Annotated in this window: 15 protein-coding genes; 12 read left to right on the plus strand and 3 right to left on the minus strand. The window is 70.3% G+C overall.

The window, feature by feature from the left end:
- Positions 1–150 precede the first annotated feature (150 nt).
- Positions 151–678: a cysteine hydrolase family protein gene (locus Acor_RS07405; RefSeq protein ID WP_155335811.1), complete on the plus strand. Its 528-nt coding sequence runs from the start codon at positions 151–153 to the stop codon at positions 676–678.
- The gene (locus Acor_RS07410; RefSeq protein WP_155335812.1) at positions 675–1,595 is read left to right on the plus strand and encodes a GlxA family transcriptional regulator; all 921 of its coding nucleotides are present in this window, start codon (positions 675–677) and stop codon (positions 1,593–1,595) included. Before Acor_RS07405 ends, Acor_RS07410 begins: the two co-directional genes overlap by 4 nt.
- Here the strand turns inward: Acor_RS07410 and Acor_RS07415 are convergent.
- The gene (locus Acor_RS07415; RefSeq protein WP_155335813.1) at positions 1,561–2,586 is read right to left on the minus strand and encodes a LacI family DNA-binding transcriptional regulator; all 1,026 of its coding nucleotides are present in this window, start codon (positions 2,584–2,586) and stop codon (positions 1,561–1,563) included. The genes Acor_RS07410 and Acor_RS07415 overlap by 35 nt on opposite strands.
- Before the next feature lie 273 nt (positions 2,587–2,859).
- Between Acor_RS07415 and Acor_RS07420 the strand changes: the two genes are divergently transcribed.
- The 4 genes from Acor_RS07420 to Acor_RS07435 are packed head-to-tail and all read left to right on the plus strand — an operon-like array spanning position 2,860 to position 7,823.
- Complete coding sequence (locus Acor_RS07420) at positions 2,860–4,140, plus strand: ABC transporter substrate-binding protein (protein ID WP_155335814.1); 1,281 nt, start codon at positions 2,860–2,862, stop codon at positions 4,138–4,140.
- A complete protein-coding gene (locus Acor_RS07425) occupies positions 4,137–5,054 on the plus strand; it encodes a carbohydrate ABC transporter permease (protein ID WP_155335815.1) in 918 nt (305 codons plus the stop codon). The genes Acor_RS07420 and Acor_RS07425 overlap by 4 nt, the downstream gene beginning before the upstream one ends.
- Positions 5,051–5,857: a carbohydrate ABC transporter permease gene (locus Acor_RS07430; RefSeq protein ID WP_155335816.1), complete on the plus strand. Its 807-nt coding sequence runs from the start codon at positions 5,051–5,053 to the stop codon at positions 5,855–5,857. Before Acor_RS07425 ends, Acor_RS07430 begins: the two co-directional genes overlap by 4 nt.
- 34 nt (positions 5,858–5,891) lie before the next feature.
- Entirely contained in the window at positions 5,892–7,823 is a 1,932-nt protein-coding gene (locus tag Acor_RS07435) for a glycoside hydrolase family 127 protein (RefSeq protein ID WP_246238481.1), read from the plus strand.
- On the opposite strand, the gene Acor_RS07440 is transcribed toward Acor_RS07435, so the two are convergent.
- Together Acor_RS07440 and Acor_RS07445 are read right to left on the minus strand one after the other, a co-directional pair.
- Positions 7,820–8,686, minus strand: coding sequence for a ParB N-terminal domain-containing protein (locus Acor_RS07440; protein ID WP_218034174.1), 867 nt, complete (start codon positions 8,684–8,686; stop codon positions 7,820–7,822). The two genes, Acor_RS07435 and Acor_RS07440, sit on opposite strands and share 4 nt — an antisense overlap.
- A 326-nt stretch (positions 8,687–9,012) precedes the next feature.
- Entirely contained in the window at positions 9,013–10,089 is a 1,077-nt protein-coding gene (locus tag Acor_RS07445; protein ID WP_170316835.1) for a Gfo/Idh/MocA family protein, read from the minus strand.
- 102 nt (positions 10,090–10,191) lie between these two features.
- On the opposite strand from Acor_RS07445, the gene Acor_RS42070 reads away from it, so the two are divergent.
- Genes Acor_RS42070 through Acor_RS07470 form a run of 6 tightly spaced genes read left to right on the plus strand, consistent with a single transcriptional unit; the run spans position 10,192 to position 15,317 of the window.
- A complete protein-coding gene (locus tag Acor_RS42070; RefSeq protein WP_170316836.1) occupies positions 10,192–11,106 on the plus strand; it encodes a hypothetical protein in 915 nt (304 codons plus the stop codon).
- On the plus strand, positions 11,103–12,251 hold the full coding sequence (locus tag Acor_RS42075) for a UDP-galactopyranose mutase (protein WP_170316837.1): 1,149 nt from the start codon (positions 11,103–11,105) through the stop codon (positions 12,249–12,251). The genes Acor_RS42070 and Acor_RS42075 overlap by 4 nt, the downstream gene beginning before the upstream one ends.
- Positions 12,252–12,260: 9 nt before the next feature.
- Positions 12,261–13,220 (plus strand): NAD-dependent epimerase/dehydratase family protein, encoded by a 960-nt coding sequence (locus Acor_RS07455; RefSeq protein WP_155335819.1) that lies wholly within the window; start codon positions 12,261–12,263, stop codon positions 13,218–13,220.
- Positions 13,221–13,225: 5 nt separating this feature from the next.
- Positions 13,226–13,507 (plus strand): MoaD/ThiS family protein, encoded by a 282-nt coding sequence (locus tag Acor_RS07460; protein WP_155335820.1) that lies wholly within the window; start codon positions 13,226–13,228, stop codon positions 13,505–13,507.
- Between the two features lie 11 nt (positions 13,508–13,518).
- Positions 13,519–14,403, plus strand: a complete 885-nt coding sequence (locus Acor_RS07465; protein WP_246238498.1) for a formylglycine-generating enzyme family protein — start codon at positions 13,519–13,521, stop codon at positions 14,401–14,403.
- Positions 14,388–15,317 carry an NAD-dependent epimerase/dehydratase family protein gene (locus Acor_RS07470; protein ID WP_155335822.1) on the plus strand — a complete coding sequence of 310 codons (930 nt, stop codon included), beginning with the start codon at positions 14,388–14,390 and terminating at the stop codon, positions 15,315–15,317. The genes Acor_RS07465 and Acor_RS07470 overlap by 16 nt, the downstream gene beginning before the upstream one ends.
- Positions 15,318–15,320: the final 3 nt, after the last annotated feature.

Genomic DNA, 15,320 nt, shown 5'->3' on the forward strand with positions numbered 1-15,320 from the left:
CCTCCCCTCCATCGCCAAGGTCAATTGGCGGCGAGCCTACCCAAACCCCCCGGCCGCCGGAAACAGGTTTAACGGCCGTGACCGGATCGGTCCGGCAATCGGCTGGATCAGCTCTGCCGGGTAGTGTGTGTCCTGGTCAGACTGGAAGACATGAAGCGAGCTCTGATCGTGATCGATGTCCAGGAGTCCTTCCGGGCCCTGCCCAGCTGGGACGAGATCGGCAACCCGAAGATCGCCGAACCGGTCAACCGCCTGGTGCGGCTGGCCCGCGCCCGCGGTGACCTCGTCGTCTGGGTCCTGCACGCCGAAGCGGGCAGCGGCAACGCGTTCGACCCCGCGAACGGGCACGTCCGGCTGATGGACGAGGTGGAGCGCCCGCTGCCCGGCGAGCCGGCGCTGCGGAAGACCTCCCACAACGCCTTCACCACCACCAACCTCCAGCAGCTGCTCACCGAGGCGGGCGTGACCGAGCTGGCGGTCTGCGGCATCCGCACCGAGCAGTGCGTCGAGACCACCGCCAGGGTCGGGAGCGACTTCGGGTATCAGGTCCTGTTCGTCACCGACGCCACCACGACCGGCCCGGTCGGCGGATTCACCGCCGAGGAGATCGTCGCCCGCACCGAGGCCGTCCTGCGCGACCGCTTCGCCCGGATCGTCACGGTGGCCGAACTGGAATGACCCGCGTCGTCTTCGTCCTGCTTCCGGGGGTGCACCTGCTGGACCTGGCCGGCCCCGCCCAGGTCTTCCACGGCGCGTACCAGCTGACCTACGTCGCCGAGCGGGAGCACCTGACCAGCGCCCAGGGGCTGCCGGTGGTCGCCCAGACCCGCTGGCCCGAACTGGAGCGGGACGATCTGATCCTGGTCCCGGGCTGGCGGGCCGCCACGCTGCGGGCCGGGCCGCGCCCCCGCGAGGAGGAGCTGGCGCGGCTGCGCGCCCACCACGCGGCCGGCGGCACGGTGGCCAGCGTCTGCGCGGGCGCGGAGGCGCTGGGCCTGGCCGGGCTGCTGGACGGCCGCCGCTGCACCACCCACCACGACCTGCAGGACGAGCTGGCGGCCAGGTACCCGCGCGCCACCGTGGTCCGCGACGTGCTCTACACCGTCGACGACCGGGTGGTCACCTCGGCCGGCATCGCCAGCGGCATCGACCTGGCCCTGCACCTGTTCTCGGCCCGCCACGGCCCGGCGGCCGCCGCCAGGGTGGCCCGCGACATGGTCGTGTACGCCCGCCGCAACGGCGGCGAACCCCAGGCCAGCGCCATGCTCCGGCACCGGGCCCACCTGGACGACACCGTGCACCGGGTCCAGGACCTGATCGACGGCCATTTCACCGAGCCGCTCCCGCTGTCCCGGCTGGCCGCGCACGCCGGCGTCAGCGAGCGCACGCTGACCCGCGCGTTCACCCGCGCCACCGGCGGCCTGACCCCGCTCCGGTATCAGCAGACGCTGCGGCTGGAGCGGGCCGAGCACCTGATCGGCCACGGCGCGATGATGGAGTCCGCGGCCCGCGAGGTCGGCTTCGAGGACGCCAGGATGCTCCGCCGCCTGCGCGCCCGGGTCACTGTAAGGCCGGCGGGGCGGCCGAGTCCCTGATGACCAGGCGGCACGGCATCCGGTGCACGCCGCTGGTGGCCCGCCCCTCGATGGCGGCGAACAGGTGCTGCGCGGCGGTGCGGCCGAGCAGTTCCAGATTCATGTCCATGGTGGTCAGCGGCGGCCGGGTCTCCTGCGAGAGGACCTCCCAGTTGTCGTAGCCGACCACGGCGATGTCGTCGGGCACCCGCCGGCCCCGCTCCCTGGCCGCCTCGATCAGCCCGGCCGCTATCTGGTCGCTGCCGCAGAAGACGGCGTCCACGTCCGGGTCGGCGTTGAGCACGATCTCCGCCGCGTGCCGCCCCCAGCGCTGCGACCACACTCCGTACACGACCTGCCCGCCGGACAGCGGCAGCCCGGCCGCCTCCAGCGCGCCCAGCGCGCCCTCCGCGCGTTCCCGCGCGGCCGTGTAGTGCGTCGGCCCGGTGACGTGCGCGATCCGGCGCCGCCCCAGCGCGATCAGGTGCCGTACGGCGTCGCCCGACCCGGTCACGTCGTCGGGCACGAACGACACGTCCGCCGGGTCGTCGGAGGGCGCGTACGCGTACACGACCGGGATGGGCAGGTCCCGGCTGATCGATGGCCGGGGGTCGGTGCTCTCCCCCACGACGATCAGCCCGTCCACCCGCCTGGCCAGCAGCGTGCGCAGGTAGTGCTGCTCCCGGAAGGCGTCGCCGCGGGCGTCGCACAGCAGCACCGCGGTCTCGCCCGAGCCGAACGCGTCCTCCGCGCCGAGCATCACCGGGATGCCGAACCGGCCCACGCTGTCGCTGGTCAGCAGCCCGACCGTCCTGGTCTGGCCGGTGACGAGGCTGCGGGCCAGCGGGTTGGGCTGGAAGGACAGTTCACGCGCGGCGGCGAACACCCGGTCCCGGGTTTCCGCGCGCACCTGGCCCCGGCCGTTGAGCGCTTTGGACGCGGTCGCGATGGAGACCTTGGCCAGCGCCGCAACGTCGTTGATCGTGACCGCACGTGGTCGCTCAGGACGCATTTGCGAAAACCTTTTCCTTCTGGGCCGGGGCCGTCGCCCAGCGCGCTCGGCTGGCCGTTTACGCAGACCATAACGGTCGCGCAGACATAACGGCAACCGCCCGGCGTGTCCAGGCCCTTGACAGGCTCGCAGATGACGCTTACGTTTCCGAAAACCTTTAATTTCGCTTTACCACCGATGCGAACGTTTGCAGTTGCTTGGTCGGGGCGCGAAAGCATCGGGTACCCGCCGCCGTCGTGGACGGTAGCCCCCCAGAAGTGCAAGGAGCAGGACATGGCAAAAAGGTTTTCGGCGGCTCTGGCCGCTGGGCTCTTGGTAACGGCGCTGGCCGCGTGCGGCAGCACCGAGGAGACGCCGGCGGCGAGCGGATCCGCCCCGGCCCCCGACACCGGGACCACGGTCACGATGTGGACCCGCGCGGCCACCCAGGCGCAGAGCCAGCGGCTGGTCGACGCGTACAACGCGAGCCACAAGAACCAGGTCAAGCTGACCGTCATCCCGATCGACAACTACCAGCCGCGGATCGCCGCCGCGGCCGGCGCCGGGCAGCTTCCCGACATCTTCGCGGCTGACGTGATCTTCGTCCCGAACTACACGTCGCAGGGCCTGTATCTGGACATCACCGACCGGATCGCGCAGCTGCCTTTCAAGGACTCGCTCGCGGCTTCGCACATGAAGCTCGGGACGTACGAGGGCAAGATGTACACCCTCCCGCACACCCTCGACCTGTCGGTGTGGTTCTGGAACAAGGACCTGTACGAGAAGGCCGGGCTGGACCCGGAGAAGGGCCCGACCACCCTGAAGGAGTTCGCCGAGCAGGCGACCACCGTGCAGGAGAAGCTGGGCAAGGACGGCAAGGTGCACGGCACCTTCTTCGGCGGCAACTGCGGCGGCTGCTACGTCTTCACCTTCTGGCCCTCGGTCTGGGCGGCCGGCGGCCAGGTCATGGACGAGCTGGGCACCAAGTCCCTGGTGAACCAGTCGCCGATGACCGACGTTTTCGCGATCTACAAGGACATGTACGACCGGGGCCTCAGCGGCCCCACCACCAAGGAGGAGCAGGGCGCGACCTGGACCGGCTTCTTCCCCAAGGGTGAGATCGGCGTCATGCCGATGCCGTCGACCACGCTCGGCGGAATGCCCGCGGACATGAACATCGGCGTCGCCCCGATCGCCGGCCCCGACGGCGGCGAGTCCACCTTCGTCGGCGGCGACTCGGTCGGCATCTCGGCCACCACCAAGAACGCGGACGCGGCCTGGGACTTCCTGACCTGGACGGTCTCCGACGAGGCCCAGGTCGAGGTCATGGCCAAGAACAAGGACGTGCTGGCCAGGACCGACCTGTCCAACAACAAGTACTCCGCGGCCGACCCCCGGGTGGTCCTGATCAACTCGCTGGTCGCCAAGGGTCAGACGCCGTACGCGCCGCGCTTCGGCCAGACCTTCAACGACCCGCAGGGCCCGTGGCTGCGCTTCGCCCGCGAGGCCGTCTTCGGCGACCCCGCCAAGCTCGCCGAACTCAACGTCGCGGTCGAGAAGTCGCTCGTCCAGTGACCAACCTTGCCCCGCCCCGCGCGGGCCGCGACCCTGTCAAGGTCGCGGCCCGCTCGGCCCACGCCCGTGGCCGGTTCCGCTCACGCGACTACGTCGGCCTGCTGTACGCGGCCCCGACCGCCGTCATCGTCGGCGTGCTGTTCATCGCCCCGCTGGCGCTGATCGGGTGGATGTCGCTGAACAAGTGGCCGCTCCTGGGCCCGGCCCATCTGAACGCCCCCGACAACTACGTCAAGATCGCCGATGACCCGCTGTTCGTCGACTCGGTGCTGTTCACCCTGAAGTACACCGTGATCATCACGGTGCTGCTGTCGGCGGTGGCGCTCGGCCTGGCGTTACTCGTGCAGAACCGCAGGCCCGGCATCGCCTTCTTCCGCACCGCCTTCTTCCTGCCGGGCGCGGTCGGCTTCGCGGCGGCCGCCCTGCTGTTCTACGGCATGCTCAACCCCGAGTTCGGCCCGCTCGGATTCATGGACGTGAAGTGGATCGGCACGCCGAACATGGCGCTGTTCTCCACCATCGCGCTGGTGCTGTGGCGGTTCGCCGGGTTCAACATGCTGATCCTGCTCACCGGCCTGCAGGCGATCCCGGTCGAGGTGTACGAGGCGGCCAGGAGCGACGGCGCGAACCGGTGGCAGATCTTCACCAGGATCACGCTGCCGCTGCTACGCCCGACGATCGCGCTGATGCTGATCCTGAGCGTCACCGGCTCACTGCTGGCCTTCGACCAGTTCTTCATCTTCACCAACGGCGGCCCCGACAACAGCACGGTGTCGATGGTCATGGTCATCTACCGCAACGCGTTCTTCCGCTTCGACCTGGGTGGCGCCGCGGCGCTCTCGGTGGTGCTGCTGGTGGCGCTGGTCGCGCTCAACGCCCTGCAGCTGCGGGTTCTCCGGGGAGGCAACAAATGAGGCGCACCGCCTCCTATTCCGGTATGTCGGCGCTGGCCGTCCTGTTCCTGTTCCCGCTGGTGTGGAGCGGCTGGTCGTCCCTGAAAGGGCAGGCGGGCAGCGGCCAGGCCACCGGATTCGGCTTCGGCAACTACACCCGGATGGCCGGTTTCGGCGAGGGGCTGGCCACGTACCTGACGAACAGCCTGCTGGTGTCCGTGATGACCGTCACGGGGACGCTGGTGGTCTCGGCGCTGGGCGGCTACGCGTTCGCCCGGTTCAGCTTCCCGGGCAAGAACCTGCTGTTCCTGGCGACGCTGGCGATCCTGATGGTGCCGTACGCGACCATCCTGATCCCGCTCTACGTGCTGCTGGCCCAGATCGGCCTGCAGAACTCGCTGGTCGGGCTGAGCCTGGTCTTCATCATGTTCCAGCTGCCGTTCGCGCTCTACATGATGCGCAACTCGTTCGAGGCGGTCCCCCGCGAACTGGACGAGTCGGCGATGGTCGACGGCTGCAACACCTTCCGCGCCTTCATCTCCATCCTCCTTCCCGCGGTACGGCCCGGCCTGGTGACGGTGGGCCTGTTCGCCTTCCTCGCCTCGTGGAACGACTTCCTGGCCCCGCTGATCCTGCTCAACGACGGGGCCAGCTTCCCGCTCCCGGTGGCCGTCTGGAGCATGACGCAGCGCACGTTCGGAGCGATCGACTACGGGATGCTCGAAGCCGGGGTCATGGTCATGGCCATCCCCTGCCTGCTCCTTTTCACCGTGCTCCAGCGCTACTACGTGCGCGGATTCATGTCGGGCGCGCTGCGCGGCTAGCGGTTACCTCCGCATTCTTTGACTAAGGACAAATGTGACTGGCATCGTCGAAAGACACCCCTCCCCTGTCGCCCCCGTGGTCCCGCGCGGCGGGGTGTTCACGCCGCTCGGTCTTGATGAATCCCGCCTCTCCGGGGGATTCTGGGGAGAGCGCCAGGAGCTCAACCGCAGCGCGATCATCCCGCACGCGCTGCACTGGCTGGAGCGGGCGGGCTGGACCGGCAACTTCGACCACGCGGCGGCCGGCGCCAAGTACGACCACCGGGGCATGGAGTTCGCCGACTCGGAGATCTACAAGATCATTGAGGCGATCTCCTGGGACCGGGCCAGAAGCGGCCCCGACGACGTCCTCGACGCCGCGCTCGACCAGCTGGTCGACCGGCTGGCGGCGGCGCAGGACGCCGACGGCTACCTGCACACGCTGTTCGGCCGGGCCTGGCAGCGCCCGCGCTACTCCGACCCCTCCTGGGGGCACGAACTTTACTGTTTCGGGCACCTGCTCCAGTCCGCGGTCGCCAACGCCCGGGCCGGCGCCAACCCGAAGTACCTCCAGGTGGCGATCGCGCTGGCCGACCACGTCTGCGTGATGTTCGGCGAGAACGGCCTGCGCACGGTCTGCGGCCACGCCGAGATCGAGCTCGGCCTGGTCGAGCTCTACCGCCTCACCGGCGAGCTCCGCTACCTGGACCAGGCGGTGCTGTTCATCGACCGGCGCGGCGCGGGAACGCTCCCCCGGATCGAGTACGGCAGCGCCTACTCCCAGGACGACATCCCGGTCCGCGAGGCCACCGTCTTACGCGGCCACGTCGTACGGGCGCTGTACCTGTCGGCGGGCGCCACCGACGTCGCCGTGGAGACCGGTGACACCGACCTGCTGCGGGTGCTGGAGACCCAGTGGGCCAACACCGTCGCCACCCGCGTCTACGTCACCGGCGGGATGGGCTCCCACCACAACGACGAGGCGTTCGGCCTCGACTACGTGCTGCCGCCCGACCGTTCCTACTGCGAGACGTGCGCGGGCGTCGCCTCCATCATGTTCAGCTGGCGGCTGCTCCTGGCCACCGGCAAGAGCCAGTACGCCGACCTGATCGAGCGCACCCTCTACAACGTCCTCGCCGCGGCGCCCGCCCGGGACGGCCAAGCCTTCTTCTACGCCAACACGCTGCACCAGCGCTCGATGAGCGAGCCCGCGCCGGTCAACGCCGACGGCCTCTGCCTGCGCGGTTCCAGCAGCGGGCGCGAGGCGTGGTTCGAGGCGTCCTGCTGCCCCACCAACCTGGCCAGAACACTGGCCGGCCTCGGCGCGCTCTGGGCGACCAAGGACGCCGACGGCGTGCAGATCCACCAGTACGGCAGCTCCTCCGTCGACACCGTGCTGGCGGACGGACGCCGGATCAGCCTGGACGTGGAGACGGACTACCCGAACAGCGGCACGATCAGGATCACCGTCCGGGAGTCCCCGGGCGCCTGGACGCTCGCGCTGCGCGTCCCCTCCTGGGCGGGGGGCGCGACCGTGTCCGTGAACGGGGTCGCGGAAGCGGCGGAGCCGGGCGTAGCCTCGGTCACCAGGCCGTTCGCCGCCGGGGACACGATCGTGCTGGAGCTGCCCATGGAGGCGCGCTTCGTCTACCCGCACCACCGCGTCGACGCCGTCCGCGGCTGCGTCGCCGTCCAGCGCGGCCCCGTCGTGCACGCCCTGGAGTCGGTCGACCTCCCCGACGGCTGGAGCACGGAGACGACCGTCGTCGACGTGTCGAAGCCGCCGCTCGCGAATGGGGACGGCGTGCGCGTCCACCTCTCCGCGGCGGACCTGCCGGTGCGGCCGTTCCCCTACTCGGCCGACGTCGCGGACGTCACCCCGTCGCTCGCGGCCTCGGCCGAAGTGGCGCTGACCCCGTACTACGACTGGGCGAACCGGGGACCTTCGACCATGCGCGTCTGGATCCCCACGGGAGCGGGTGACTAACCGGACTCCCCCGCGCCGCGCTCGAGCTCGTCCGCGAGCTCCAGCCACGACGCGGCGCAGGCACGGGCGAGTGCCACCACGAGCGGGCCGCAGTGCGGCGGCAGCTCCTCGGTGAGCGCCTCCCAGTCGGGTGCGGCGATCATGTGGGCGGTCAGCCAGCGGAGGATCCGGCGGCCCGATTCGGTGAACCGCAGGGACGGATCCTTGCGCAGCCGGTCGAGCACGCTCCGCGGGTCGACCGGCTCGGCCGGCCGCGACGCAGTGCGCCGCCGGGACTCCGAGGCGGGCCGTCGGCCGTTCGGGATCGGGTCCTCCCCCGCCTGGACCCGGTTCCGCACATCACGCGCCGTGCCCACCGAAATACCGGCCTCTTTCGCTATCTCCCGCAGCGAGGCATTCGGTTTGGCCGCGATGATCTCGCAGGCCATCAGCCTTCCTTCGGTAATGTTCAGTGGGCGAACACGGCCGTCCCTGCCGACTCTCGTGTGCAACTGGGGAATTTCCCCGGTTGCACGCCTGCGGAGCGCGGCAATTGTCTTCGAGGCCAGCGCGACTATCAGTCCTATCGACCGGTCGGACATCTGCGGATGCGATCCGATGATGCGCGTGGCCGCCGCTCTCCGGTCCGCCAGAGTAAGCGGGAGGCCATGCGCCGTGTTCACCTCCGTGGCGAGCAGGAATGCGTCGTCGTCGGTGCCGTCGAAGAAGCGGGCGGCGATTCTCGGCTGACCGTTGAGCCGGGCCGCCGCGACCCGGTGCATGCCGTCCACGACCCGCATGGACGACCGGGCGACCGTGATCGGGGGTAGCGTCCTCCCCGCCCCCGCGAGGGTGTTGACGTGCTCGAAGTCGATTCCCGCCAAGCGGGGGGAGTCGGCCGGGCGAAGCGCTTCGAGCGCGAGCTCAGTCGTGCCCCCCGGCTGGAATGTAAACGTTTCGAAATGAATAAACGACTGAGTGTCATCGCGCATCATCGGACATTCTCGAGTGGCGGTAGATCACGGTCCCCGTCGATTTCCGTGGCCATTTTCGCACCTCATGGATTGCGATCGGTTATGATCAGGCAATCCCTCGCCGCGCCTCGGCATGGTCGCGCCGTCCGGCCGATCGCTACTCGCAAAACTATCCGAGGATTCGCCGGCACGCCAGATCCGTACCGCAGGAAAAGCTCTGATATTCCCGCCCGAATTCATGGGGAAATCGAACGGACCGTGCCAGGTCTCACCGGCCGCCCGGTGCGCGCGGATTCGACGGCGGCGAAACAGAGGGCGAGGCCGGGAATGCTGGTCCTGGCCGCGTTCAGCGGCGGCTCGCCGCGGTCGAGGGCCGCCAGCAGGGCGCTCATCGAGCCGCGGAAGCCGTCGGCGAGCCAGCGGCCCGGCAGGTCGGCGAACCCGGTTCCGGCCGGGGTGTCGAGGATGACGCGCTCGCCACCGACCGTCGTGCCGGTGTTGCTCACCGTGCCGAGGTCGCCGCCGACCCGGTAGTGTCCCAGCTCCGGCGTGGTGGCGGAGGCGTGGAAGCGCAGGACGGCCTGCGCGTCGGGAAACTCGATCAGGGCGGTGGCGAGGGTCGGCGCGGTGATGCGCTGGGACGCCGTGGGCCTGGCCGAGGCGTAGACGCCGGTGGCGGGGCGGCCGGCGAAGAGCATGCCGAGCAGGTCGAACCAGTGGATGCCGTAGTCGAACAGGACCAGGTCCCGCATGTCCGCGAAGACCGTCCCGGCCACCGCCTGGTCGTGCGGCCAGAACAGGCTGAAGTCGGCGGTCTCCACCCGGCCCAGCAGGCCGCCCCTGGCGGCGGCGAGCAGCCAGGCGAAGTGCGGGGCGAACCGGCCGTTGTGGTTCACCGCGAGCGCCAGGTTCCGGGAGTCGGCGAGATCGCAGAGGCGTTCCGCGTCGTCGAGGTCGATCGCGAAGGGTTTCTGGCTCAGCACGTGGCGGCCGGCCAGCAGGCAGGCCCTGACGATGTCCAGCCGGACGTCCACGTGGGTGGCCACGTCGACGACGGCGGCCGGGCAGCGGGCGAGCAGCTCGCGGTGGTCGGTGAACACTTCGGCGCCGGGATAGAACTCGGCCCGCCGTCTTTCGGCGGCGGTCCTGTCGACGTCGCACAGGGCGACGACCTGGAGCCCCAGTTCGCGGTAGGCGGCCAGATGCAGGTTGCTGACGCCGCCGCAGCCGATCAGGGCGACGGGGGGAGCCGGCCCGGCGGGCGCGGGGGGCAGGTAGTCCAGGGCCGGCGCGGGACCGAGAGTCGGAAGCACCCGGACAGCATCACCCAGCGATCGTCTGTCCAACCAGATCACGTTGACACGATCGGCTTCCGGCTTGAAGTATCTGTGTCAAATCCCGAGCTAGGAGGCACAATGGGAAATGTCGGTGCCATTTTTCGGTGGGCGTTGTGGGCGCCGAACGAGAACGCGCTCGGCATGCTCAGCCACAGCATCGGCACTTTCCAGCGATTCTTCGGCGCGCCGAGCGACTACATCGTCTTCACCGACGACGTGGCCGCCATGAAGGCCGGGCTCCAGGTGGACGCCGTCGTTCTCGACATGAATGAGGGACGGCCCGAGTACATCGACGAACAATGGCGGTGGAACCGCTGGCACAAATGGGCGCCCCGGTTCCGCTACGACCCCGGCAGGACCGAGATCCACGTGGACGCGGATCTGTTCCTGGTCAACACGCCGACCGAACTGCTCGAATTCGTGAACGGCGACCGGCACGACTACATCGTGACGATGGAAGATTTCCCGATCAAACCGCGCTGGGTTTACGGGCGATTCGGCGACCTGCTGCCCGAGGATTTCCAGCCGATCAACACGGGACTGGTCGGCCAGCGCGCCGGCTGCGATCTCACCGACGAGATCCGCCAGGCGTACACGTGGCTGACCGAGCAGCGCGGCGCCGAGCAGATGGACTTCTTCGACGAGCAGGGCACGCTCGCCCACGTGCTGCAGAGCCACTTCGAGAGCGGGCGCGCCGTGGCCCTGGATCCCGCCAGGTACGCGCTGGTCTCCCCCATCAACGACCCGCCGGTGGTGAGCCTGGACGGCCTGGCCGCCATTCACGCGACCTTTCCGGAACGGCCCGCCTACTGGCAGTTCATCAAGGAGATCAGCGCGATCAGCGGCGTCCCCGTGCCGGATCCGCTGCCGGCGAACCGGGTCGTCTTCGAGGCCGACGAGGGCCTCGACTCGGACGGGCTGGTCGACAAGAACAGGGCCGCCCTGATCGCGGCCAGGCAGCAGGTCGAAGAAGCCGGCCGGCGGTCGCCGTGAGCGCCGTCGCGGTGGTCGGCGCGGGCTGGGCGGGCGCCACCGCCGCCCGGTTGATTCACGACGCCGGATATCCAGTGCACCTATTCGACCGCGATTTTTCGGTCGGCGGCCATTCGAAGAGCGGCACCATCAACGGGGTGATGTTCGAGCCGCACGGGCCCCATGTGTTCCACACCTCCGACGTGACCGTGATGAATTTCGTACGGCGTTTCGGAATAGCCCACGACTACGCCCACCACGGCCTCACCGAGATTTTCCTGGACGACGCCGACGAGAAACCCCGGCTGCTTTCCTGGCCGCCGCAGGTGGGCGAACTCAAGGACCTCCCGCTGTGGCCGGCGATCGAAAAAGAGCTGGCCGGGCTGCCCGAAGTCCCGTCCACGAAGAATTTACGGGACTACTGCGTCGGGCTGATGGGCGAGACGCTCTTCCGGCTGTTCATCGAGGGTTACACGATCAAGCAGTGGGGGCGGGATCCGGCGGAGATGTCCAGCACGTTCGCCCCGAGCCGCCTGGATCTGCGGGCCGACGGCAACCGGCGGATGTTCAAGGACTCCTGGGAGCTGTTCCCGCTGCCCAGCGCCCAGGCCGTGATCGAGGAGATGGTCCGGCCGATCCCGGCCACGTTCGGCCAGGAGCTGGGCGCCGGCGACCTGCCTGAGCTCGAACGTTCCTACCGGGCCATCGTGATCACGGCGCCGCTGGACGACTTCCTCGGCCTCCCGGGCGAGCTGGAGTGGCGCGGGATCCGCTCGGTGAGCACGTACATCCCGCTGGAGGACCCGGCGGGCACGGTGACGGCGGGCTACATCGTGAACCAGCCCTCGCTGCGCCGGCCGTACACCCGGACGGTCGAGACCAAGCACGCCTCCGGCCAGTCGATCCGCGGCACGGTCGTCACCGAGGAGTATCCCGGCGCGCCGGAGAAGCACTATCCGGTGCCCACCCCCGACCGCCGCTACGAGCGGGCGAACGAGCGGCTCCAGGACGAGATCCGGCAGGTCACCTCGCTGCGGGTGTTCTTCTGCGGGCGGCTGGCCAACTACGTGTACATCAACCAGGACGTCGCGATCGGCCAGGGCATGGCCTGCGCGCGACAGGTGCTCGAATTCCTCGGCACGTTCCCCGGCACGCCAGAACACTAGGAGGACGGCATGACATCGTCACAGCCCGAAGGGCGGATCGTGGTGACCGGCGGAGCCGGTTTCATCGGGGCCCACCTCTGTTCCGCCCTGCTCGCCAGAGGAGACCGGGTCACCGCGGTCGACAATCTGCTCACCGGCCGGTCGGCGGCCCTGGACCTGCTGCGCCAGAGTGAGGGCTTCGCCTTCGTCGAGCACGACGTGACCGAGCCCCTCGAACTCGAAGGACCGGTCCGGGCGGTCGTGCACCTGGCCGGGCTGGCCTCCCCCGTCGCCTTCTTCGCGATGCCGCTGGAGACGCTGCGGGTCGGCTCGATCGGCACCCTCAACGTGCTGGAGCTGGCCCGCGCGAAGGAGGCGCGGTTCATCCTCGCCTCCTCCTCCGAGGTGTACGGCGACCCGGAGCAGCACCCGCAGAAGGAGACCTACCGCGGCAACGTCGACCCGGTCGGCCCCCGCTCGGCCTACGACGAGTCCAAGCGGTTCAGCGAGGCCGCGACCGTCGCCTACCGCCGCCACCACGGGCTCGACACCGGCATCGTCCGGCCGTTCAACGTGTACGGCCCCGGCATGTGGCCGGACGACGGCCGGATCGTCGCCGCCTTCTCCGCCGCCGCGATCAGGGGCGAGCCGCTGCGCCTGCACGGCGACGGCAAGCAGACCCGCTCGCTCTGCTACGTCGGCGACTTCGTCCAGGGCCTGATCAAGATGCTGGACAGCGACCTGGCCGGCCCGGTCAACCTCGGCTCGGCGGACGAGGCCTCGGTCCGGGAGATCGCCGAACTGGTCGTCGAGATCTCCGGGACGGGCAAGCTGGAGTTCCTGCCCGCCCGGGACCAGGACGTCAACCTGCGCCGCCCCGACCTGACCAGGGCCCGCGAGGACCTGGACTGGGAGGCCACCACCTCGCTGCGGGACGGGCTGGCCCAGACCGTGGCCTGGATGCGCGAACAGCTCGCCGGGAAGGAGTGACCAGGATGGCGACCGTGGAGTTCATCGTGCCGGCCAACTGGCGTACCGTCGCCGGTGGTGAGCTCGGCGAGCTGCGCTGCTCGGCCGACACCGTCGGCGGCGCCCTCGACTGGCTCACCGAGGCCCACCCCCAGTTCGCCGCGCGGGTCTACACCGGCCAGGGGCGGCTCGCCTCGTGGATCAACATCTACGTCGGGGAGGACGACGTCCGGCATCTCGACGGGCTGGACACCCCGCTCTCCGGCGACGCGCGCCTGACCGTCGTGCCGGCCCTCGCGGGGGGCTGAGCGTGGGCGCGATGGTGACCATCCCGGCGGCCGAGGTGCAGATCGGCTCGTCCGAGGAGCACATGGACGGCCTCACCTCCGTCCAGCACTACGGGCGCGAATGGTTCGAGGACGAGTCGCCCCAGCACCGGCGGGCCGTCGCCACGTTCGCGATCGACACCTATCCGGTGACGAACGGCGAATACCTGGCCTTCACCGAGGCGACCGGCCACCGCACCGCCGCCGAACTGCGCGGCTGGGGGCTGGTGTACGGCGCGTCGTACTGGGAGGAGCGGGAAGGGGCCTGCTGGCGGCGCCCGGCCGGCCCCGGCGACTCGGTCCAGGACCGGCTGGACCACCCGGTCGTGCACGTCGGCCACGCGGACGCGCTCGCGTACGCCGCCTGGGCGGGCAAACGCCTGCCGACGGAGGCGGAGTGGGAGTACGCGGCGCACGGCCCGCAGTGGCGGTGCTGGCCGTGGGGGGCGGAGTGGGGGCCCGGCTTCGCCAACTGCGCCGAGCACTGGAGCGGCACGGCCATCAGCGACTTCGCCGCCTGGCGGTCCTGGTGGGCGCGGCGCCGCGCCGAGCACGGCGAGACCCCGGCCACCACCCCCGTGGGGGCCTTCTCCCCGACCGGCGACTCCCCGTTCGGCGTCGCCGACCTGGCCGGCAACGTCGCGGAGTGGACCGCCACCACCTACCACCTGTACGACCGGGACCGCTCCTACGATCCCGTCTACACGATGGCCGCCGGCCGCTACATGGTGGTCCGCGGGGGCTCCTGGAAGGATTTCAGGTTCCAGGTCCGCACCAGCGAGCGGATCGCGGTGGACCCCGTTTACTCCAGCTTCGCGCTCGGTTTCCGCTGCGCCGCCGACCTGCCCCTAGGCTCTTCCCCATGCGCATTCTCGTGACCGGCGGGGCCGGGTTCATCGGCTCGCATCTGACCGACGCGTTCCTGTCCAGGGGCGACGAGGTCGCCGTACTCGACGACCTGTCCACCGGCCGGCCCGGCCGGCTGGACCCCCGGGTGGCGGTGCACCAGGTCTCCGTCACCGACGCCGCCGCGCTGGCGGCGGTCGTCGACGCGGTCCGCCCCGAGCTGATCTGCCACCTGGCGGCCCAGATCGACGTCCGGGCCTCGGTCGAGGACCCGGCCGCCGACGCCAGGACCAACGTCATCGGCACCATCAACGTGCTGGAGGCCGCCCGCGCGGGCGGCGCCCGGGTGCTGTTCGCCTCGACCGGCGGCGCCCTGTACGGCATGGACGCGGCCATCCCCTCCGCCGAGGACCAGTTCCCCGAACCTGAAGCCCCCTACGGCACGGCCAAGTACTGCGCCGAGCAGTACATCGGCCTCGCCAACCGACTGCACGGCACCGCCCACTCGGTGCTCCGCCTCGGCAACGTCTACGGCCCGCGCCAGGACCCGGCGGGCGAGGCGGGCGTGGTCGCCATCTTCTGCGGCAAGGTCAGCCGCGGCGAGCAGCCCGTCATCTACGGCGACGGCGGCCAGACCCGCGACTACGTCCACGTCGGCGACGTCGCCGACGCCTTCCTGGCCGCGGCCGACGCCCCGCGGCCCGGGGTGTGGAACATCGGCACCGGCGCCGAGACCAGCATCCTCACCCTGGCCGACGTGATCGGCCAGGTCTCGGGCCGCCCGGTCGAGCCCGGCTTCGGCCCCGCCCGGCCGGGAGAGCTGCGGCGCAGCGCGCTGGACGTCACGCGCGCCGCCGGTGAGCTGGGCTGGAAGGCGGCCACCTCGCTGGAGGAGGGCGTCGCGAGCGTCTACGCGTGGGTGCTCGCCGGAGAACCCGACAGATAACAG

It is taken from the genome of Acrocarpospora corrugata, from assembly GCF_009687845.1.
GTDB lineage: Bacteria > Actinomycetota > Actinomycetes > Streptosporangiales > Streptosporangiaceae > Acrocarpospora > Acrocarpospora corrugata.

Excerpts from the sequence above, each read along its gene's own strand:
- Acor_RS07405 (WP_155335811.1), top strand. The coding sequence starts at position 151 with ATGAAGCGAGCTCTGATCGTGATCGATGTCCAGGAGTCCTTCCGGGCC.
- Acor_RS07415 (WP_155335813.1), bottom strand. The coding sequence starts at position 2,586 with ATGCGTCCTGAGCGACCACGTGCGGTCACGATCAACGACGTTGCGGCG.
- Acor_RS07470 (WP_155335822.1), top strand. The coding sequence starts at position 14,388 with ATGCGCATTCTCGTGACCGGCGGGGCCGGGTTCATCGGCTCGCATCTG.
- Acor_RS07455 (WP_155335819.1), top strand. The coding sequence starts at position 12,261 with ATGACATCGTCACAGCCCGAAGGGCGGATCGTGGTGACCGGCGGAGCC.
- Acor_RS07410 (WP_155335812.1), top strand. The coding sequence starts at position 675 with ATGACCCGCGTCGTCTTCGTCCTGCTTCCGGGGGTGCACCTGCTGGAC.
- Acor_RS42070 (WP_170316836.1), top strand. The coding sequence starts at position 10,192 with ATGGGAAATGTCGGTGCCATTTTTCGGTGGGCGTTGTGGGCGCCGAAC.
- Acor_RS07460 (WP_155335820.1), top strand. The coding sequence starts at position 13,226 with ATGGCGACCGTGGAGTTCATCGTGCCGGCCAACTGGCGTACCGTCGCC.
- Acor_RS07430 (WP_155335816.1), top strand. The coding sequence starts at position 5,051 with ATGAGGCGCACCGCCTCCTATTCCGGTATGTCGGCGCTGGCCGTCCTG.
- Acor_RS07420 (WP_155335814.1), top strand. The coding sequence starts at position 2,860 with ATGGCAAAAAGGTTTTCGGCGGCTCTGGCCGCTGGGCTCTTGGTAACG.
- Acor_RS07465 (WP_246238498.1), top strand. The coding sequence starts at position 13,519 with ATGGTGACCATCCCGGCGGCCGAGGTGCAGATCGGCTCGTCCGAGGAG.